The sequence below is a fragment of the Campylobacter sp. MIT 99-7217 genome, assembly GCF_006864365.1.
Classification (GTDB): Bacteria; Campylobacterota; Campylobacteria; order Campylobacterales; family Campylobacteraceae; genus Campylobacter_D.
This window is the reverse complement of sequence record NZ_QHLJ01000003.1, coordinates 160,312-181,024: the sequence shown is the minus strand read 5'-3', so window position 1 is coordinate 181,024 and position 20,713 is coordinate 160,312. Positions and strand designations below refer to the sequence as shown.

The following is a 20,713-nucleotide window of genomic DNA, read 5'->3' as shown; positions in this document are numbered from 1 at the left end:
TAAATTTAAGACATAAAATAATCATAAGTTACTTTTAAAAGAGTGAGAAATACCACAGCTAAAAAAAGCTTTTTGATAAATTTAGCCTCAGTTTTTAAAACAAGTTTTGAGCCAAGATAAGCTCCTATGATCTGTCCTACTCCCATTAAAATTCCTATATCCCAAAGCAGTTTGTAAAAACATAAAAATACTATAAGGGCTATGATATTGCTTGTAAAATTTAAGATTTTAGTATTTATGCTTGCTTCTTTCATACTAAGCCCCAAAAATACTACGCAAGCAAAGATCCAAAATGAGCCAGTTCCAGGTCCTAAAAAGCCATCATAAAAGCCCAAAATAAGCCCAAAAATGAAATGAAAAAGCTTGATATTAATCTTTGCTTCGCCCTTATGTTTTCCAAGATTTGGCTTTAAGGCTGTGTAAATGAAAGTTAGAGCTAAGAAAACAAGGACGATAAGCTTTAAGTGTTTATCGTTGATATAAAGCACTAAAATAGCACCCATTGTAGCCCCTAAGGCTGTAAAAAGCACTCCTAAGCCAAGATAAGCAAGGCTTCTAGCCTTAAAATAAGTTAGCATAGCAGTAAATGAGCCAAAAACACTTTGAAGCTTGTTTGTGCTTAGTGCTAAATGAGGTGGTATACCACTTGCCATTAAGGCTGGTAAAGTGATAAGCCCTCCACCTCCAACAATAGCATCAACAAAACCTGCGAAAATAGCGACAAAAAATAAAATAAAATAATAAATAGTATCAATTTGTATTATACCTTCCATAGCAAAAACCTTTGCATGTAAGTATAAATAAATTTGCTTTTATTTTTACTTAAAAAACTAAATCTAAGTTAATTTGAATTATAATGTGTTTTTAAAATTAAATTTTGGGATTGTATGATGAAAAATGTGATGATTTTAAGCGGAGCAGGGCTTTCTGCTCCAAGTGGTTTAAAAACTTTTAGAGATCATGATGGTCTTTGGGACAATCATAATGTCATGGAGGTTTGCTCTGCAACAGCCTTTAGGAAAAATCCTCAAAAAATCTTTGATTTTTATGATACAAGAAGAGCAGAACTTGCCAAGGTTAAGCCAAATCATGCTCATGAAATGATAGCCAAACTCAAAGAAAAATATACAAAAAATTTATTTATCATCACGCAAAATGTCGATGATTTGCTTGAAAGAGCAGGTTGTGCTGAGGTTACTCATTTGCATGGCTTTTTACCTGAGCTTGTTTGTATGGATTGTGGGAGCATTTTTGATATAGGATATGAAAGCCAAAGGGGCAAGATTTGCCCTAAGTGCAAAAGCTTAAATTTGAGGCATAATATAGTCATGTTTGAAGAACAAGCTCCCATGTATAGCGTGCTTTATGAGCTTTTGAAGCAAACTTCTCTTTTTGTTTGTATAGGCACATCTGGGGCGGTTTTGCCTGTGGGACATTATGCTAGAATGTGTGAAAAAAGTATTTTAAACAATCTTGAAAAAGATGAAAAACTTGAGGCTTATTTTGATAAATGCTATTATCAAAGTGCTGAACTTGCTATTGATCAGATAGCAAAGGATATAGAAGATTTTTTAAGAGCAGCGTAAAAATACATAAATTTATGGTAAAATACCTTAATTTCATGTCAAAATAAAGGAAAGAGCCATGCAAAATAAGACTATAAATGTAACCTTTAGAATGGACAAAGAGGATAAAAAGCATTTTGAACGCATTATTAATTCTATGGGGCTAAATTTAAGCTCCGCTTTTAATATTTTCGCTAAGGCTGTGATACGAGATAGTGCTATACCCTTTGAGTTAAAGGGGCAAAATATACCAAATGAAGAGACGATAAGGGCGATAGAAAATGTAGAAAAAGACGAGAATTTAGAAGAAGTTACCATAGAACAGCTTATAGCTGAATATGAAGCACAAAAGCTAAAGAGTAGCTAAAAGGTGCAAAATGGCATTAAAGATAGAGCGAGAGAAAAATTTTATTAAGAATTTTAATAAAATAAGACTCAATGACACAGAATTTCAAAGATTTATAAGCTACATATCCTTGCTTAGCGAGGGTAAAGAGCTACCAAAAGAAGCAAGGGATCATCAGTTATTAGGCGAATACGCAAAATATAGAGAATTTCATATAGCAAGCGATATGCTGGTGATTTATAAAATAGAAAATGAAATACTATATCTAGTAAGGATAGGCACTCACGCCCAGCTTTTTAAATAAAGCTCAAAAAGCGATGATTTGTTAAGCAGATTGCAAATTCTTGTTTTTACTCATAAAATGATATAAAAAATAAAATTTTACATTTCTTAAAGTATGGTAAATATCATAAATTTAATAAAAGCTTTAAAATGAAAGCTTATTCGAGAAAAATGTATGAGCTTTAAAAAGTAGATATTTTGAAAATTTTTAAAGTCTTGATAAAAAATAAGGTAAAATTTAAGCTCATAAACCAAGAAATAAAAGGAGTTTTTTGTGCTTGAGTCTTTTATAAATGGTGCTGTTTTAGGCTTTGGTGTGAGCGTGCCTTTTGGTCCTATAAATGTTTTGATCTTGCTTTATGCTCTAAAGTCCTTTAAAAATGGCTTTAGTTTGGGGCTTGGGGCTATGAGTGTAGATTTTTTATATCTTTTGCTTTTAAATTTAGGTGCTTTAGCTTTTTTGCAAAATGAGTTTGTGCAAAAGGCTTTTGCGATATTTGGTTTTTGTTTCTTGAGCTTTTTAGCCTTTTTGATGATCAAAAACAAGCCCAAAGAGTTAAATTTCAACCAAGAACAAAGGCTTGAAAGTGCGTATAAAAGCTATGCAAAAGGCTTTACTCTAAATATGGCAAATCCCTATGTCATAGGCTTTTGGCTAAGTACTACCTTGCTGATGAGTAAAAACTCTTATCCTGTGCTTATGTTTGTGGGCGTGGTGCTTGCTATCTTGACATGGATTTTTACACTTTCTTTTTTTGTGAGTAAATTTAGGCACTTCATCACAGCAAAAATTCTTTTCCTTATCAATATCGTTTCAGCACTTATTATAGAGTATTTTGCTATATTTTTACTTTATAAAACTTTTATAGGATAAAAAATGTATGTAGAAAAGCTTTTTTTAGAACTCTTGAAATTTAGATCAATTACCCCAAAAGATGATGGCGCACTTAATTATATAGCCCTAGAACTAAGTGATTTTGAAGCAATTTTCATCGATAAAGAAAATGTAAAAAATCTCATCTTAACAAAAAAATTTAACGAAAATGGCGAGCATTTAGCCTTTGGAGGTCATGTTGATGTTGTTCCTGCAGGGCAGGGCTGGGATAGCGAGCCTTTTAAGCCTGTAAAAAAAGATGGCTTTATTTATGCAAGAGGTGCGCAAGATATGAAAAGCGGTCTAGCAGCCTTTCTTGCTGCTGCTAAGGAGGCTAAATTTCAAGGCTCAAGGCTAAGTCTTATCATAACGAGTGATGAGGAGGGCGAGGCAAGATATGGCACTTTGGAAGCTTTAAAATACCTAGCAGAAAAACAAATGCTTCCTGATTATGCTATAGTGGCTGAGCCTACTTGCGTTCATGAGTTTGCAGATACTATCAAGATAGGGCGTAGAGGTTCTATCAACGCTACGCTAAAGATCAAAGGCAAGCAAGGGCATGTGGCTTACCCTGAAAAATGTATCAATCCCATTCATGACTTTGCTCCCATTTTAAGCCAGCTTGCAGGATATGAGTTTGATCATTGTGCTGATTTTAGTCCCTCAAAGCTGATTTTTACAGATATAAGAGGGGGAATGCAAGTGTGCAATGTAACCCCAAACGAGCTTACGCTAATGTTTAATGTAAGAAACTCCCCACAAACAAAGCTTCAAGATGTGCAAGATCTTGTTGAAAAACTTTGTAAGGGGCTAGATTACGAGCTTGAGCTAAGGCAAAGTTCAAAGCCTTTTTTGACGGATAAAAATTCTAAGATCGTGCAAAAGCTTATGCAAAGTATCGCAAAAATCACTTCCAAAACACCAGAGCTTAACACCAAAGGCGGCACGAGCGATGCGAGGTTTTTTGCTGAATTTGGCGTGAGCGTGGCTGAATTTGGCGTTTGTAATGACACTATCCACGCTGTAAATGAAAGGGTTAGCCTTGATGAAGTGCAAGGACTTTACGAGGTTTTTAAGGATTTTATAGAAAATTTTTAAATCAAATGTAAAATCTTAAAAATTTTACATTTGATTGAGAATTTTTATCCTAATGTTTTTTAAATCCTAAATTTTAGCTTTACTCACCCAAATCCTCCACGAAATTTATAGCCTCTATGATTTCTTTAGGGCTTATATCAGGCTTTGCGTAAATAAAGCTTTCGTCTTTAGAGCTAGCATAATGTGCTATTTTTAAGATAGCCTCGTTTTTGTTTTCTTGTATGTTAAGTGCTTTAAACGAATAAATAAAGCCATTTTCTTTGCAAAATTTTCTTAATCTTTCAAGCTCGTCAAATTCTTTAAACACCGCAAGTTGCACGAGTAAGCCATAAGCTACTTTGACCCCATGTTCTATCTTATGAGTGCTTTCAAACATAGACAAGGCATTATGTATAGCGTGTGCGCCACTTGAACGCCCCATTTTACACGCAAAACACCCCACAGCAGCTGAGATATTCAGTATAGTGTCGCTTATGCGTTTAAACTCAGGGCTAATTTGTTTTTCATCAAAGTCTTTTAGGGCTTTTTGTGTGTCCTTAAGTAAGATATCCTTAGTGATCTTACTTGCTGCTAAACCAAGCTCAACATTTGCTTCTAAGGGCTTTTTGGCAAGCTTTATGATAGAATACGCCTCGTAAAATTTAGCCAAGGTATCGCCTATGCCTCCAAGTAGGTATTTTTTAGGCGAATGAATGAGTAAATTTAAATCCGCCACGCAAGCAAAAGGCGTTCTTTTATAATAACCCACCTTTTTAAACTCGTGCTTTGGCGTATAAACAGCAGCTATAGGCGTAGTAGCCGCACAAGTTCCAAGTATAGTAGGTATAGTGATAAGCTCAGCATTTAAGCTCTCAGCCACGCCTTTAGCCGTATCAAGCACCTTGCCACCGCCTATGCCTACGATAAGATCAGCTTCTTTTGCTTCTTTGGCAAGGGCGTTTATATTTTCCTCACTTGCTGTTTTGTCATATCTTAAGGCCTTTAAAGAGCTTTGTTTGTGGGCTAAAAAGGCTTCGTAAGACTTTTCGCCTGTGATGATGATAGGATTTTTAAAAGAGCTTAAAAGCTCATCAAGATTTTTTAGGCTGTCCTTATCGCTTAAATATAAATTTGGCGTTGCTCTTGTTATGTCATCAAAATTTTGCATACTTTTCCCTAAAAACAAAGTTTTAAAGTCTCATTGTAGCAAAAAAATCTCAAAAAAACATTAAGTCAAGTATATACCAAATTTTGCTATAATGAAAGGTTAAGAACATGATAAAAAGATAAATGATGAAAAAATATACAAAATTTTTTATGCTTTCAAGCTTTTGCGTTTTAACGCTTCATGCTCAAAGGATAGAAATTTCTAATTTTAACTACCGCGATTTTTTGGACTTTGGGCAAAATAAGGGGCAGTTTGCTCCAAATGCTCAAAATATCATCATAAATGGCAAGGACAGCCAAAAAAATTTACCTCAAGTACCCTTCATAAATTTCAACGCTTCGAGCAATCACGGCTCACTTACAAGCATAGGGCGTGGCTTTGTCGCTACGGCAAATCATGTTCAAAGTCCTGAAAGTATCACTTCACTTCGTAAATGGGGAAATACCGAATATAATATCGCTAATCAAAATGGCACAAGCAATGCCGTAGGCTCTGATAATAAATTTTTAAGAATGAATAAATATATAGTCGAAGGAGAAGCAAAGCTTTTAGAAACGACGATACAGCAAAATACTCAAAACCCAAGCAACACAGCACAGCAAAATTTAAATATCACGGCTCTTAAAAATACTCTAAATAATTTTAAAGATAGCGATGGCAAGGTGTATGCATATATGGCTGGCTCTGGAGCGCTTAGCTTGTATAATAACTCAAATTCGGTTTTAAATCTTAATCAATCAGAGCAAGGAGATAGAAGAGGTGGTGGCTTTGGAAGCTTGGATCTTAGCCTTATCAATTACAATGATACCGAACTTTGTTCAAGCTGTAACACAAGTGGGCTTGATATACTTTATACACCTGATTCTAAATTTTTAAATGCCACAAGCTCAGGAGATAGCGGGAGTGCGCTTTATGTGTATGATAAAAACAAAAGCGAGTGGGTCTTGCTTGGGGCTTTATCAAGACTTCCTTATGTTGGCGCTCAAAGTTCTCGTTATGCCTTTGTGGCACAAAGTGATTTTGATACATATAAAAAGCAGTTTGAAGCAAGATATACTTTAAATTCGGGTATAAATGAAATGAGTTTGCAAAGTTTGGCAGGATATTTTAATAAGGATTTAATTTTTAGCGGTGGTGGAAATGTAGAATTTACAAATAATATTGACAGGCTTCAAAGTAGTGGCACCGGAGGCTTTGTTTTTGAAAAGGCGAGTAGTGCCACGACTTATAAATTTAATAGCAAAAACAATGGAAATTATTATTACAAAGGTTCAGGGCTTGATATAGGCGAAAATGTAACAGTTGAATGGGCTTTGAAAAATAAAAACGGCGATACCTTGCATAAAATCGGTAAAGGTACTTTGAAAATAGTAGAACATAGTGGAGGTGTGGGCTTTTTAAAAGTTGGCGAGGGCAAGGTGATACTTGATACTTCTTCAAAGGCTTATGAGGGCATTTATCTTACAAGCGGGAGAGGAGAAATAGAGCTTGTGCAAGGAAAGGCTCAGGCTCTTGGTGCTACTATAAATAGCGGTGCAAATTCTTTTATTCTTGAGCAAAAGAAGGTAAATGACGGCGGTATAGGAATTTACTTTGGCACAGGTGGAGGAAAGCTTGATCTTAAGGGAAATTCTTTAAAGCTTAACACTATAGCTGCAAATGACTATAAGGCTGTGATTACTTCAAGCACTGCTTCAACGCTTGAGCTTGAGGGTTTTGGCTATAATGCAAATGGCGGTAAAACTGCTCAAAAAGCTGATACCTTGATTCATGCAAGTATAGGACAAGGCTCTTACTATGACGCAAATGGAGCTTTACAACAAGGAAGTGCGGCAAATATAAATTTAAAATATGAAAACTCAGGCAAAGCAAATTTGATCTTTGATGGCAACATAAATACAAGCGGTAAATTTGAGCTAAATAATGCAAATTTGACCTTGCAAGGACATGCTACAACGCATGCTACGGTTAATGCAAATGAGGCAGAGGCGATTAAAAACGCTCAAGCAAATGCAGGAAATCCGCTTCCAAATTATGTTGATCTTACTAAGCCAAGCTCTTTGGAGCAAAGCGATTGGGATACAAGAGAATTTAAGCTTGGCAGTGGCATAAATTTACAAAGTTCTTCTTTAAATGTGGGACGAAATGCTATAGTAAAGACGAATATTAACGCAAATGCTAATTCAAAGATAAATTTTGGAAGCTCTGTTAAACATTTTATCGATGAAAAAGATGGGGCAAATATCAATGGTAGCGGTTTTGGGTATTATCAAAAGCTTGCAAGTGGGATTTTAGATAAGAAGAATTTAGAAAATATAGAAAATGCGGACACAAGCACGAGTTATGAGGGAAAAATCACAGCTGATAAAAGTGCTATAAATTCAAGTATAAGGTATTTTAATGCTAATTTGGAGCTTAAAAATGGCTCAAGTTTAAAGGCTGATTATCTTAGCTTAAGCTCTAATTCTAGTATAAATCTTAGTGATTCTAGTGCTGTGGTGCAAAATTTACACCTAAAAAATGTAAATCAACTAAGTGGCTTTACTCTTAATAACTCTACATTTGAAGTTAAGCAAAGTATGATTTTTGAAAGCTCAACTTTTAACTTAGATAATATCAATAATATTAATCTATCTTCAAACTATGATATAATAGGCTTTAGCTCTTCAAATATCACTTCAAACAAAGATCTTACAAGCAATGTTTTGCTTTATGATAAGGCAAATTTAAGTGTTAAAAATCTTAATCTTACTCAAGCAAAAAATACGCTCATCTTACAAGATCAAGGCACAAGTTTAAGTGCAGATAAGATCAAAATCAGCTCGCTTAATAATGCTTCTTTATCTGTGCAAAAGGCAAGCTTAAATGTCAAAGAATTAGAACTTAGCAATGCTAAAAATGTCAGCATGCTTGTAGATAGAGAGGCTTCTTTTGCAAATGATACGAAATTTACGCTTTCAAACTCAAGCCTAAAACTAGCACTTGGAGGAGATAAGAAATTTGACATTGAAGCAGGAGCAAATTCTACGCTTGAAATAGGAGGCATTGCAAATGATAATAATGCTCTTCATATCAGCGGAACTTTAAATGCAAGCTCAAATGCTCATATACAAGCATTTTTATCTTCTAATGATACTCTTAAGTTTAACTTAAATTTACAAGATAATGCAAGTTTTTATACTAATGCTTTGACCCTTGAAAACACTTATGATAGTATCACTCTTGCAAAAAATTCAAGCCTTAGTGCAAATTCTATCATAGCTAAAAACCTAACAAGTTTAAATTTAAATATAGCAAACACGGCTAAAACAGAGGTGAAAAATTTTGTTTTTGACTCTGGAAATATCAACTTTGCAGGCACAAAGCTTTTAGGACAAAGCATAGTTTTTCAAAATAATGCAAGCTTAAAGGCTAATGCCCTTGATCTTACAAATCAAAACCTAAGCTTACAAACAGGATCAAATCTTGAAAGCACAAAGCTAGATTTGGGCTCAAATACAAATTTAAGCCTTAAAAACTCGGCACTCAAAGCAGATGAATTAAGACTTAACAATACAGAAAATGCAAATATCAATCTACAAACAAGTTCAAAACTTGAACTTGAAAAACTTTCTTTAAATCACTCAAAACTTAATCTTAATCTTGATAATGAAAAGCTTATAGAAAATGTCAAGCAAATGTCACTAAAAGATAATTCCGTGCTTTCATTTAACAACTTCACACTTGGAGGAAATACCAAATTTACAAGCGATACGAGTTCGCATTTTTCTTTTCAAAGCTTAAAAATAGCTCAAAATGCTAACACCAAAGAAGAAATGAGTGCAAATACTGCTGTTGCAAATACCCTTACTCTTAGTGGTGTTGGGGTAAGTTTAGGTACTGATGAGAGCTTTCATGTTGCAAATTTTAAGCAAAATCTAAATTTAGAAGCAAATGCTAAAATGAAGGTTGAGTTTGATCAAAGCGTGTTTAAGGGCGTAAAAGAAATAAAAACTAATGGAGAGTTTTATACCCTACTTAGTGCGACAAATCTTAACGATGTGCGCGAGGATAAAAGAATAGACTTTGTTTTTAGTGATAAGAATAAAGAGTATTATATGGTAAGCAAGGTTGAAAATGATAAAATTTTGATCAAATTTCTTGAAGAAGATCCAAAAACCTTGCACGAGATAAACAAGCATTTAAGTTCAAATCATGCTATTTTTACCCAAATGCTTTTAGAACATGATATCAACGATGTAACGCTTGATATGGCTGTTAAAACTGATGATTATTCGCTTTTATCTAGGTATTTTGATAAAATCGATAAAAATTTAGAAAAGCTTTCAAACAACAATGCAAGCTTTAATGATAAGATTTTATTTAGCAACAATAGCCTTATTAATTCTCGTATCAGCAAGGTGCGATTTGCTAACTCTTTTGCTAAACTAGAAAATGCTCGTTTTGCAGATAATGCTTTGATCAAAAGTGATGTAAGATCAACGCCTTTTATCCTAGAAGATGCCTTAAATAACGCTTATAGCAGTGTTGGGGCTGGATTTTTTGGAGGAGAATCAAGCATGAGTTTTTATACTCTTAATGTAGGCTATGATAAAATGCTTGAAAACAAAGATGTGCTTTTGGGCGTGATGATGGGCTATGGTAAGGCAGGAGCAAGTGAAGAGGGTGTGGATACAACGAGTAATTTAATCAATCTTGGACTTTATACCAACGCTCTTTTTGAAAATCACGAACTTACAAGCAATCTTAACTTCGCCTTTATCAACTCAGATAAAAGCTTAAGTGATGATAGTTTTAGTGCAAAAAGCACAGGTATTTTGTGGGATACTTACTATAAATACGGCTTTGAGCTTGAAAATTTAAAAGATTATCAGCAAAGCATAAAGCCTGTGGCTTTGCTTTCTTTGGGATTTAACTCCTTTGGTGAAGAAAGGGGTAAAATGTATAAAAAGCAAGCTTATAGCGATCTTGGTATGCAAGTTGGAATAGGACTTGAGTATATGCTTGGCAGGGAAAATCTTTTTTATAACGCACAAGCACTGATACGCCAACCTCTCTTTCATACAGCAAAAAATGTCAATCTAAGCCTTGCTAATGCACAAACGATGATTAATTACGCTTTAAAAGAGGAAGAAACTTCTTTAGGGCTTAGTTTAAGTGCAGCACATAGGATAAATAAAAGCTTTTATATGCAATATGAACTTTCAAGTATCCTTGATACAGCAAGCAACTATGGTATAAAAGGCGATGTTAAATTTGGATTTTTGTTTTAGCAATCAAAGCTTTTGAAGCTTTGATTTATTCTTTTTTATTGAGATAAAACTCAATTTGTTCTTTTTTGATCAAGCGGATAAGATTGCTTGATCCTTCTTTTCCTGTTGGAAGACCTGCGGTGATGATATAGGTTTTTTCCTTATCGATAAGTTTTTTCTCATATATAGCCTTAACTGTGCGAGTAAGAAGCTTAGTAAGCTCGTCTGCTGTTTCTATGAGTACTAAGGGTTCAACTCCCCAAACTATGCTTAAAGAATTTAGGGTTTTTTGTGAATGAGCGACAGCTATAATCCTTGTTTGAGGACGGTATCTTGAAACCTTAAGGGCTGATTTTCCACTACTTGTAAGAGCAAAAATCGCTTCAGCTTGAAGATCAAGTGCTAAAGAAGTAGCCGATCTCATGACTTTATCGGTATCATCACAGAGAAAGAAGTGTTCAAATTTATTAAAAGGGTAGTTTTTTTCTGTTTCTAAAATGGTCTTACTCATCACTTCAACAGCATTAGCAGGATCAATGCCCACAGCACTTTCTTCACTAAGCATAACAGCATCACTTCCGTCTAAAACTGCATTTGCCACATCTGAAATTTCAGCTCTTGTAGCATTTTTAGTTTTAGCAAGTGAAAAGAGCATTTGGGTTGCTGTAATAACCGGTTTGTTTGCTGAGTTTGCTTTATGGATAATTTGTTTTTGGATATTTGGCACTTTATAGTAAGGCACTTCTATACCAAGATCGCCTCTTGCAACCATGATTCCATCACTTGAATTAATGATTTCGTTGATATTTTCTACAGCATCAAATTTTTCTATTTTTGCAAAAATAGCTATGGAGGCATTATTTTGTGCTAAAATCGCTCTTACCTCGTCTATATCATGTGCATTTTGCACAAAGGAAATAGCTAAAAAATCCACCTCATTTTCTATACCCCAAAGCAAATCTTTTTTATCTTTTTGAGTGATAACATCGATATTTATCTTAGTATTTGGGAAATTTATGCCCTTGTTTGAACTTAAAAATCCGTCATTTTCTATCTTTGTTTGTATAAATTCTTTTTCTATCTTAACCACTTTTGCCTTAATTGATCCATCATAAAGATAGATATATTCATCAACTTTGAGCATATCAAGAATTTCTGGGTGATTGATACTAAGCTTATAGTGGTTTGAAGCTATTTTTTCTCCTATAAGAGCTTCTTTGTAAAAGTCCATTCTATCATTTGTTTTTAGTTCAAAAGCTTCTTTAAGTTCCCTTGTTCTAATCTTTGGACCGCTAATATCTTGCAAAATTCCCACAACAACACCAAGTTCTTTTGCTACCTTGCGAATAGTATTTAGGTTTTTGCTGTGGTATTCATGTGTGCCATGCGAGAAGTTAAGACGAAAGACATTGACCCCATTGATGATCATTTTTTTTAAAACTTCTTCACTTTCACTTGCCGGTCCTATAGTTGCCACAATCTTAGTTTTTTTCATCATTTTTCCTTAAAAATTTTCATTATTAAAACATAGTTTAGAAACATTTTAACTACATAAGTTCTTTTTGAAATTTATCTTCATCAAATTTAGCATTAAGATATTCACAAAGTTTTAGAGCATCTTTTTTAGCATTTCCAAGACAACTTGTTGCCCCTGGACTTGGAGTCATGTTAAAAATAATACCCTCTATATCATTGATACTTGCTTCGCCAAGCAAAAGCTCTCCTGCTGTTTTATCGATAACTTGAGGACGCACACCACCAAAACCCTTTGCGTATGCAATATCACTTGCCTTGAGACTTGGAACGATTTTCTTAACCTTTTCTACAAACAATTTTTTATTGATAAATGGGATTTCAAAAAGATAGTTAAAGAAAATATAATTGCGAATAGTCTTATCTTTCAGCATAGCAAAAGTTACATCAGCTACTTTTTTATCAAATTTCAAGGCTTCGAAAAACTCAGGCACGCTTTTTAAGCCGTGATAGCGTTCAAGCTTAGGGATAACCAAGGCAGTAGGTCCAAAGCGTGTATTCATATCAGCCATCAAATCAGGATCGCCATGCAAGGCAGCAAAAGGAAGTTTTGGATTTTGCACCGTATAGACCTTACCGCGAAGAATTTTTTCCTTTGTGATATAAAAACTTCCAGCAACAGGCCAGCAAGATTTATCAAGTCCAACACCCATTTTATGAGCAAGATAAAGCGAATGCGCTCCTGCATTTACAACAACAGCTTTTGCGCGGTAGCTTTGTAAATTTTTAGTAAAAATTTCAAAACCATCGTTTGTTTTATTGATAGAAATAACTTCTTCATTAAAGCTTGCAAGTGTATTTTTATCTTCTTTTTTGGCATTTTCAACCAAAGAAGTACTCATTTTGCCAAAATCAATCGTCGTATAACTTTCCCCCTCTAAAGCTCCCATAGCAACGATATTTTCTTTTCTAGGGGCATTTTTATTTTCATTGAGTGCTACCTGAGGTTCAAGTTCTGTGATTTTTTCTTTATCGAAGAATTTTACATAAGGATAGAGATCTTTAAATTCTTCATATCTTGTTTTTAAATATTCGCATTCTTCATCTCCAACAGCCAAGACCATTTTTTGATGAGAATGGATAAATTTTTCATTTTGCGATAAGGCATATTTTACAACCATATCGGCATTTACCTTGACCTTTGAGGCTTTTTCAAGGGTATAGTTTGTTTCTATATCTCCACAATGGATAGTTTGAGAATTACTTGTTGCTTGGCTATTTAAGGTTGCAGGGGCGTGATATTTTTCAATCAGGGCAATATTTTTAATATCAGTATAACGAGCAAGTTCATAAAACAAAGCAGAGCCTGAAATCCCTGCACCTATGATAATAACATCAAATTCTTTCATTGTTTTTTCCTTTAGTTTAGTTTATTTTCTTCGATTACTTTTTTCATACCTCTAAAAATGAGAAGCTTGTCATAAATAGCTTGATCGAAAAATCTTGCTAAAAATTGTCCATCTCCTCCGGTAAAATAAAGCTTTTTATTTCTTGTTGCATCTTTAATCAAGAGATAAATACCTTTAAACACTCCATAACTCAAAGCATCACCAGTACGCTGAGGAAAGGCATCAAGGCTAAGCTGAGTATTAAACTCGCAGTCTAAGCGAGAAGAAATCTTTGCATAAGTTTTTTTATAGCTTAAAATTCCGGGTAAAATAAATCCTCCTAAATGAATAAAATTAGAAATAACATCTACAGTAATAGCACTACCAGCATCAACTACAACACCATCTTCTATAGTATAACAAGCAGCAATCCTATCAACTCCTAAGCCTTTATAAATCGTATCAAATTTAAAAAAAGGCTCGAGATTAATAAAATTTGGTTTTTCTGCTAAAAAGGTCTTCAGTTTTTCATTGACATTGATATAAAATACCTTTCTTTCTGTTGTAAATTCAGCAAATTCGGTAAAACTTAAGGAAAAGAATTTGTGATTATCTAGAAAAGTTGCATTTGAATTGCCAACATCACACAAGAGCATAGTATTTAAACCCTTTTTCTTTTAGTAGTTTTTCTGCCTTAGAGCAAAGAGCAGAGCCTAAAAATATTATTTTTTCTCCTTGTTGATAAAAATGATGAGCTAAATCACTGACAAATAAGGCATCTTTGCTTATAAATCTTGACTTTGCTAAACAAAGTATCAAAAAAAAATTATGATTGTTTTTATCTTTTGCAAAAGCACACTGATAAGTCCTTTTTTTTGTAAATTGACTTAGATCAACTTGAGTAAATTGCTCTAAATTTAGTGCAAAGCGTGTGCAGTATTCCTCAAAAATATTTTTCATTTTAGATTCAAAATTTTATTTGAATAATAAAATTTATCTTCCCCCATAAAAGATTTTTCATTTACAGCGTTTTTAAAGCGATAAACTTGCATATTTTCTAAATTTAAATCACTCTTGATCAAATAACCCGTTTTTTCAAATACATACAAGGCATTATCATAAATTTGACTCTTGTTAAAAATAGCGAATTTAAGCTTTTTTTCTGTAATTTTCTTAAGATTAGAATCTGTTTTTATGATATTTCCATCTTTTGTAAGGATATAGATAAAGTTTTCATGAACATTAACATTTTTGATTTCAGCATCAAATGAATAAGTAGAGTTTGGAGTGTAGATTAAGACTTTTTTTGCCGTTGCTGCGATAAGTCTATCGTTAATGATATTAAGATAAATGATATTATTGAAAAAATTTTCACTACTTACGATAATATCTTTATGTATTTTTAAGCTTGTACTATCAACAAAGATAAGTCTTCCATCTAAGCTTGCAAAGACGATAAGAGTATCTAAGAAAATAGGTGCAGGTATTCTGCTATCTTGTCCATTTGCCTCGCTTAGTGTTTGGCTCATTTTTATCCCTAAACTTTTGTTTGCTACTACTATGGTATTGTTAGCTAGTATCAGGGCTAAGTCATCTCCTCTTAAATCAACGCCCAGCACTGCAGCATCAAATTTATGAGAATAAGACTCTTGTGCATTTTCATCGACTATTTTTAGATTTCCATTATCATCAGCAATAACAAATTCTCCATCTTCTATCTTCAAAAGAGTATAGCCTTTTTCAAGCTTAAAATTTTCAATTATACCTTCTTTACTGAGACTTTGAGAATTTTTTAGTTTTGCGAAATTTAAATTTGTATTTGTTATTTTGGATTTATTTCTTTCATCATAGCTAATTTTTCCAACAACTTTTTCTGGCTTATAATATTGCCTTTTTGTTCCACAAGCACACAAAAATAGACACAAAAAAAGTGTAAGAAAAGCTTTTATCATTTATTTTCATTTCCTTTGTAATGTCTAAGATTATTGGCTATCTCATTAAGCCTTGAATCAAGAGGAATTTTAGATAAAATGATATTTGCTTCTTGAACTTTATCTTCTTTTAGTAGCTCAAATGCTTGCAAAAGTTTATTGTAACTTACTAAAAACTGAGAATTTTCATTTAAGGAAAGAGCTAAAATATCCTTTAGTAGAGGATTGATCTTTAATTGTACAGCTTCTTTGATTTTATCTTCAGTATCATTAAAAAATTGAGAATGTGAAAGTATAAAAATGGCATATAAATTTGGATTTACTTTTTTAAGTTCTTGTAAATTCCCTTCGTTATTTGGATCTTTAATGAGTTCTGAATAAATTTGATTGCTTTTTTGGATATTTTGTTCGTGCATAAGATTACTAACATAAGAGAAGATACCATAACAAATGAGCGCTACGATGAGTACAAAGAAGATATATTTGTATTTTTTGAAAAATCTTTCCCCTTTGATGAAGTTTTCTATCAATTGCTCTTCGGTGTTCAACTCTTTTTTTATAGCGTTTAAATCTTCTTTTAAGGCCAAATTTTATCCTTTTAAGTAAAATTACAATCGTAATTGTATCATTAAAAAATTACAAATAACTAAAATTTTGATAATTTTATGTTATAATTAAAAATCATAAAAAAATTAAGGCTTGGCATGCAAATAGATAAAGATTTACTTCACAAGTTAGAAAAGTTAAGTGCGTTGCATATTACTCAGGATAAAGAAAGTGAAGTACTAGAACAACTCAATGAAATCGTGCAGTTTGTAGAAAAGCTAAATGAGCTTGATTTGAAAGATATGGAAGTTATGGTTAATGCAAGTTCTGGAGGAACGCCTTTTCGTAGTGATGAAGCTGTGCAAAAAGATATTATAGAATCTGTATTAAAGCATGCTCCAAAAGCTCAAGATCATTTTTTTATAGTTCCAAAAATTATTGAGTAAAATTGTAACTTTGTTGAGGATAAGTTAAAATGAATTTATATTGGTTTGATATTTTTGTTTTTGGTTTTACTTTCCTTTTGGGACTTAAGGGCATAGTGAATGGTTTGCTTAAGGAATTTTTTGGACTTTTGGGTGTTTTGGGAGGATTTATACTTGCTTCAAAGTATAGTAAACAAGCAGCTGATTTTATAGAAAATACATTTCATAGGATAGATAATCAAGACCTAGCTTTATTTCTAGGCTTTTTGCTTGTTTTAATTCTTGTTTGGGTTTTTTGTTTGATACTTGGAGTCCTCTTAACTAAACTCGTTAAGCTCAGTGGCTTGGGCTTTTTAAACCGATTGGGCGGGTTTATTTTTGGGAGTGCAAAGGTATTTTTAATCCTTGCCATTTTGATTTATTACATTAGCACGGTAGAATTTCTTAATCAAAATTTGCATAAATACACACAAGGAGGTTATTCTTTGCCAATTCTTACTCAAGTAGGTGCGTTTATCGTAAATGATCCTACTGTGAAATCAAGCGTGAATTCAGTTATTCAAAATAGCTTTGATACGAACAATACAGAAGAAAATTTAACTCAAGGAGAATAAAAACATGGTGATCGAAAATATAGAATACGATGTTTTACTAGATAGATTTAAAAAGATTTTGAAAGAAAGTGGTCTTAAGTATACAAGACAAAGAGAGGTTTTACTTAAGGTTTTGTATCATAGTGATAAACACTATACACCAGAAGCCTTATACATGGAAGCTAAGGAAAAAGAACCCGAGCTTAATATAGGTATAGCCACAGTTTATAGAACCTTAAATTTACTTGAAGAGAGTGGAATGGCTACTTCTATATCGTTTGGAACGGCAGGAAAGAAATTCGAGCTTGCTAATAAGCCACACCACGATCATCTTATTTGTAAAAATTGCGGTAAGATCGTTGAGTTTGAAAACCCAACCATAGAAAGACAGCAAGCACTCATTGCTAAGGAATACAAATTTAAACTTACAGGACATCTTATGCAACTTTATGGTGTTTGTAGTGATTGCAATCAAACCAAAGTGAAATTTTGATGTTTGAAAACACTCTTGAGCAGCAAAAAATAGCTAAGGCTGATGAATTTAAGAAAGCAGGCTATAATCCTTATCCTCATTTTTTGAGCAAACAAATGAGCATTAAAAATTTCAAGGATAATTTTTCTTACATTCTAGAAACGGAAGAAAAAAAAGATGAAAGCATTAATGTTAGCCTAGCTGGTCGTATCAAACTTCTACGCGTAGCAGGTAAATCTGTTTTTGCTAACATAGAAGATGAAAGCGACAAAATACAAATTTATTTTAATAAAAACATTTTAGGCGATGATTATTATGCCTTAGTAAAAAAGAATTTGGAAGTTGGAGATATAATCTTGCTTGAGGGTTATCCTTTTGTAACGCAAACAGGGGAGTTTTCCTTACATGTTAGCAAGCTTAGTCTTGCTACAAAGTCGGTATCGCCCTTGCCTGAGAAATTTCATGGACTTACTGACATAGAACAAAGATACCGAAAAAGGTATTTAGATATGATCATGAATTCTGAAGTTCGCAAGGATTTTCTTGTGCGTTCAAAGGTTGTAAGTTTGATCCGTCATTTTTTTGAAAATAAAGGCTTTTTAGAGGTCGAAACACCTATGATGCACCCTATTGCAGGTGGAGCGAATGCAAAGCCCTTTATAACATATCATAATGCTTTAGGTGTTGAAAGATTTTTGAGGATTGCTCCTGAACTATATCTTAAAAAGCTCATAGTTGGTGGCTTTGAGGCTGTTTTTGAGATCAATCGTTGTTTTAGAAATGAAGGAATGGATCTAACTCACAATCCCGAATTTACAACCATTGAGTTTTATTGGGCATATCATAATTATAAAGATTTAATGGATCTTACTGAAGAGCTTTTTGCTCTACTTTTAAAAGAGCTAAATTTAGGCACTAGCCTAGAGTTTAACGATAAAGTCATCGATTTTTCAAAACCTTTTGAGAGGATTTCCTATAAAAATGCCTTGATAAGATATGGAAATTTAGATGAAAATTTGATCGAAGATAAGGAAAAAATTTTACAAAAGCTTAGAACAGATGGTTTTGAAGCAAATGAAAAGCTTGATTTGGGTTATTTACAAGCTGAGCTTTTTGATCATTATGTTGAGGATAAGCTTGTAAATCCTACCTTTGTTGTGGATTTTCCTATATCTATCAGTCCGCTTTCTCGTCGTAGCGATGAAAATCCTGAGCTTGCTGAAAGATTTGAACTTTTCATTGCAGGAAAGGAATTTGCAAATGGTTTTAATGAGCTTAATGATCCTCTTGATCAATACGAAAGATTTGTAAAACAAATTGAGGCAAAAAAGGCAGGAGATGATGAAGCTTGTGAAATGGACGAGGATTTTGTGCAAGCTCTTGCTTACGGCATGGCGCCCACTGCTGGAGAAGGTATTGGTATAGATAGACTTGTTATGCTTTTAACAGGCAAAAAATCCATTCGTGATGTGATTTTGTTTCCTGCTATGCGTCCTTTAAAAGCAGAAGTCAAGGAGGAGAAGCGATGAGCTTAGAGCAATTTGATAAAGAAATTTATGATTTAACACAAAAAGAGCTTCAAAGACAAAGCGATCATCTTGAGATGATAGCAAGTGAAAATTTTACCCTGCCTGAAGTTATGGAAGCTATGGGTTGTGTGTTGACAAACAAATACGCTGAGGGTTATCCTGCAAAGAGATATTATGGAGGGTGTGAATTTGTTGATGAGATAGAAAATTTAGCAATCAAACGATGTAAAGAACTTTTTGCTTGCAACTTTGCTAATGTTCAGCCAAATTCTGGCTCTCAAGCCAATCAAGGCGTTTATATGGCTCTTTTAAACCCGGGAGATAAAATTTTAGGCATGGATCTAAGTCATGGTGGACACTTGACACATGGAGCTAAGGTAAGTTCTTCAGGCAAAATTTATGAAAGCTTTTTTTATGGGGTTGAACTTGATGGAAGGATTAACTATGATAGGGTCTTGGATATTGCCAAGATAGTCCGTCCTAAGATGATAGTATGCGGAGCAAGTGCTTATGCAAGGGTTATTGATTTTGCTAAATTTAGAGAGATTGCCGATGAAGTCGGTGCTTTGCTCTTTGCTGATATAGCTCATATAGCAGGACTTGTAGCAGGAAAAGAACATCCAAGCCCTTTTCCACACGCTCATGTGGTTAGTTCAACCACACATAAAACACTTAGAGGTCCAAGAGGTGGCATAATCATGACTAACGATGAGGAGCTAGCTAAAAAGATCAATTCAGCTATTTTTCCGGGCATTCAAGGAGGACCTCTTATGCATGTTATCGCAGCAAAGGCTGTGGGTTTTAAATTTAATCTCAGCTCTGAGTGGAAAATCTACGCTAATCAAGTCGTTAAAAATGCTAAAAAGCTTGCTGAAGTCTTGATGAATAGAGGTTTTAAGCTTGTAAGTGATGGCACTGATAATCATCTTGTATTGATGAGCTTTTTAGATAGAGAATTTAGCGGAAAAGATGCTGATTTGGCTTTAGGTAATGCTGGTATCACGGCAAATAAAAACACAGTTCCCGGCGAAACAAGATCTGCTTTTGTAACAAGTGGTTTAAGACTTGGCACTCCAGCACTTACAGCAAGAGGTTTTAAGGAAAAAGAACTTGAACTTGTAGGGAATAAAATCGCTGATGTACTTAGCGACATTGGTAATACAAATTTGCAAGCTAGAATAAAAGAAGAACTAAAAGAACTTGCAAGCAAATTTATCATTTATGAAAAGGCTATATTTTGATTTCGAGTACAGATTTATCGCTTATTAAGATCATTAGTGATCATTATTTTTTAAAACAAAACAAGGTTGTCAATAAATTTACCTATAGAGGTAGATATTTTTTTGATAAATATGAAAGAGTAGAGCAAACTCTGACACCTAACATCATGAAAGATCATTTTGAGAAAAAAATAGTCGTTGCTCATGATTTGATCACTAAAGATGATAAGGTTGAAAATATAGTCTTTGATTATAATGGTTTTAATGCAGAGAGGTTTTGGCATAGAGCGCAACTTATTTTGCGTGAAGAAGGCTTTATCAACTTTACAGCTTATAAGACAAAAACTGCTGGACACCTACACCTTTATGTACATAAAGGACATACAACTTTTAATGAGGGTTGTCAGCTAGCTTCTAAACTTTCCATGATGTTTGCGGCAAAAATGCCAAAGGAATGGAGAGTCTTTCCAACTATAGATATGCCAAAGGAATTTAATATCTTAGCCTTGCCTTACGAGGTTTATCAAAAAGAGCGCGGTAGCTCTTGGTCAAAACATATGTAGGAGAATAAA

20 protein-coding genes are annotated in these 20,713 nt (G+C 33.7%); 12 read left to right on the top strand and 8 right to left on the bottom strand.

The window, feature by feature from the left end; all coding sequences use genetic code 11:
• Nucleotides 1–5 precede the first annotated feature (5 nt).
• On the bottom strand, nucleotides 6–773 hold the full coding sequence (locus DMB92_RS03885; protein ID WP_142681745.1) for a TSUP family transporter: 768 nt from the start codon (nucleotides 771–773) through the stop codon (nucleotides 6–8).
• Between the two features lie 117 nt (nucleotides 774–890).
• Between DMB92_RS03885 and DMB92_RS03880 the strand changes: the two genes are divergently transcribed.
• The 5 genes from DMB92_RS03880 to dapE all read left to right on the top strand — a co-directional run bounded on the left by DMB92_RS03880 (nucleotide 891) and on the right by dapE (nucleotide 4,165).
• Nucleotides 891–1,586, top strand: a complete 696-nt coding sequence (locus DMB92_RS03880; protein ID WP_142681744.1) for an NAD-dependent deacetylase — start codon at nucleotides 891–893, stop codon at nucleotides 1,584–1,586.
• Nucleotides 1,587–1,644: 58 nt separating this feature from the next.
• Nucleotides 1,645–1,932, top strand: coding sequence for a type II toxin-antitoxin system RelB/DinJ family antitoxin (locus tag DMB92_RS03875; protein WP_142681743.1), 288 nt, complete (start codon nucleotides 1,645–1,647; stop codon nucleotides 1,930–1,932).
• 10 nt (nucleotides 1,933–1,942) lie between these two features.
• Nucleotides 1,943–2,215, top strand: coding sequence for a type II toxin-antitoxin system YafQ family toxin (locus DMB92_RS03870; protein ID WP_142681742.1), 273 nt, complete (start codon nucleotides 1,943–1,945; stop codon nucleotides 2,213–2,215).
• 252 nt (nucleotides 2,216–2,467) lie between these two features.
• The gene (locus DMB92_RS03865) at nucleotides 2,468–3,067 is read left to right on the top strand and encodes a LysE family transporter (RefSeq protein WP_142681741.1); all 600 of its coding nucleotides are present in this window, start codon (nucleotides 2,468–2,470) and stop codon (nucleotides 3,065–3,067) included.
• A gap of 3 nt (nucleotides 3,068–3,070) precedes the next feature.
• Nucleotides 3,071–4,165 (top strand): succinyl-diaminopimelate desuccinylase, encoded by a 1,095-nt coding sequence (gene dapE / locus DMB92_RS03860; protein ID WP_142681740.1) that lies wholly within the window; start codon nucleotides 3,071–3,073, stop codon nucleotides 4,163–4,165.
• Between the two features lie 79 nt (nucleotides 4,166–4,244).
• Here dapE and DMB92_RS03855 read toward each other — a convergent pair whose 3' ends face one another.
• Nucleotides 4,245–5,312: an iron-containing alcohol dehydrogenase family protein gene (locus DMB92_RS03855; protein WP_142681739.1), complete on the bottom strand. Its 1,068-nt coding sequence runs from the start codon at nucleotides 5,310–5,312 to the stop codon at nucleotides 4,245–4,247.
• A 125-nt stretch (nucleotides 5,313–5,437) separates the two neighbouring features.
• Between DMB92_RS03855 and DMB92_RS03850 the strand changes: the two genes are divergently transcribed.
• Entirely contained in the window at nucleotides 5,438–10,585 is a 5,148-nt protein-coding gene (locus DMB92_RS03850) for a S6 family peptidase (protein WP_185900155.1), read from the top strand.
• Nucleotides 10,586–10,610: 25 nt separating this feature from the next.
• Here the strand turns inward: DMB92_RS03850 and pyk are convergent, their stop codons facing one another.
• Genes pyk through DMB92_RS03820 form a run of 6 tightly spaced genes read right to left on the bottom strand, consistent with a single transcriptional unit; the run spans nucleotide 10,611 to nucleotide 15,943 of the window.
• A complete protein-coding gene (gene pyk / locus DMB92_RS03845; RefSeq protein WP_142681737.1) occupies nucleotides 10,611–12,062 on the bottom strand; it encodes a pyruvate kinase in 1,452 nt (483 codons plus the stop codon).
• A 49-nt stretch (nucleotides 12,063–12,111) separates the two neighbouring features.
• Nucleotides 12,112–13,446: an FAD-dependent oxidoreductase gene (locus DMB92_RS03840; protein WP_142681736.1), complete on the bottom strand. Its 1,335-nt coding sequence runs from the start codon at nucleotides 13,444–13,446 to the stop codon at nucleotides 12,112–12,114.
• A gap of 11 nt (nucleotides 13,447–13,457) precedes the next feature.
• Nucleotides 13,458–14,081, bottom strand: a complete 624-nt coding sequence (locus DMB92_RS03835) for a type III pantothenate kinase (protein WP_142681735.1) — start codon at nucleotides 14,079–14,081, stop codon at nucleotides 13,458–13,460.
• Nucleotides 14,068–14,385, bottom strand: a complete 318-nt coding sequence (locus tag DMB92_RS03830; RefSeq protein WP_142681734.1) for a tram-like protein — start codon at nucleotides 14,383–14,385, stop codon at nucleotides 14,068–14,070. Before DMB92_RS03830 ends, DMB92_RS03835 begins: the two co-directional genes overlap by 14 nt.
• Nucleotides 14,382–15,377, bottom strand: a complete 996-nt coding sequence (locus DMB92_RS03825) for a hypothetical protein (RefSeq protein WP_142681733.1) — start codon at nucleotides 15,375–15,377, stop codon at nucleotides 14,382–14,384. Before DMB92_RS03825 ends, DMB92_RS03830 begins: the two co-directional genes overlap by 4 nt.
• Entirely contained in the window at nucleotides 15,374–15,943 is a 570-nt protein-coding gene (locus tag DMB92_RS03820; protein ID WP_142681732.1) for a hypothetical protein, read from the bottom strand. Before DMB92_RS03820 ends, DMB92_RS03825 begins: the two co-directional genes overlap by 4 nt.
• A gap of 117 nt (nucleotides 15,944–16,060) precedes the next feature.
• Here DMB92_RS03820 and gatC point away from each other — a divergent pair, with 117 nt between their 5' ends.
• Genes gatC through DMB92_RS03790 form a run of 6 tightly spaced genes read left to right on the top strand, consistent with a single transcriptional unit; the run spans nucleotide 16,061 to nucleotide 20,704 of the window.
• Nucleotides 16,061–16,348 (top strand): Asp-tRNA(Asn)/Glu-tRNA(Gln) amidotransferase subunit GatC, encoded by a 288-nt coding sequence (gene gatC / locus DMB92_RS03815; RefSeq protein WP_142681731.1) that lies wholly within the window; start codon nucleotides 16,061–16,063, stop codon nucleotides 16,346–16,348.
• 29 nt (nucleotides 16,349–16,377) lie between these two features.
• A complete protein-coding gene (locus tag DMB92_RS03810; protein ID WP_142681730.1) occupies nucleotides 16,378–16,941 on the top strand; it encodes a CvpA family protein in 564 nt (187 codons plus the stop codon).
• Between the two features lie 4 nt (nucleotides 16,942–16,945).
• Entirely contained in the window at nucleotides 16,946–17,413 is a 468-nt protein-coding gene (locus tag DMB92_RS03805) for a Fur family transcriptional regulator (RefSeq protein WP_142681729.1), read from the top strand.
• Nucleotides 17,413–18,921, top strand: coding sequence for a lysine--tRNA ligase (lysS, locus tag DMB92_RS03800; protein WP_142681728.1), 1,509 nt, complete (start codon nucleotides 17,413–17,415; stop codon nucleotides 18,919–18,921). Before DMB92_RS03805 ends, lysS begins: the two co-directional genes overlap by 1 nt.
• Nucleotides 18,918–20,162, top strand: a complete 1,245-nt coding sequence (locus tag DMB92_RS03795; RefSeq protein ID WP_142681727.1) for a serine hydroxymethyltransferase — start codon at nucleotides 18,918–18,920, stop codon at nucleotides 20,160–20,162. The genes lysS and DMB92_RS03795 overlap by 4 nt, the downstream gene beginning before the upstream one ends.
• A complete protein-coding gene (locus DMB92_RS03790; RefSeq protein ID WP_142681726.1) occupies nucleotides 20,159–20,704 on the top strand; it encodes a DUF1882 domain-containing protein in 546 nt (181 codons plus the stop codon). The genes DMB92_RS03795 and DMB92_RS03790 overlap by 4 nt, the downstream gene beginning before the upstream one ends.
• The last annotated feature ends 9 nt before the right edge of the window (nucleotides 20,705–20,713 follow it).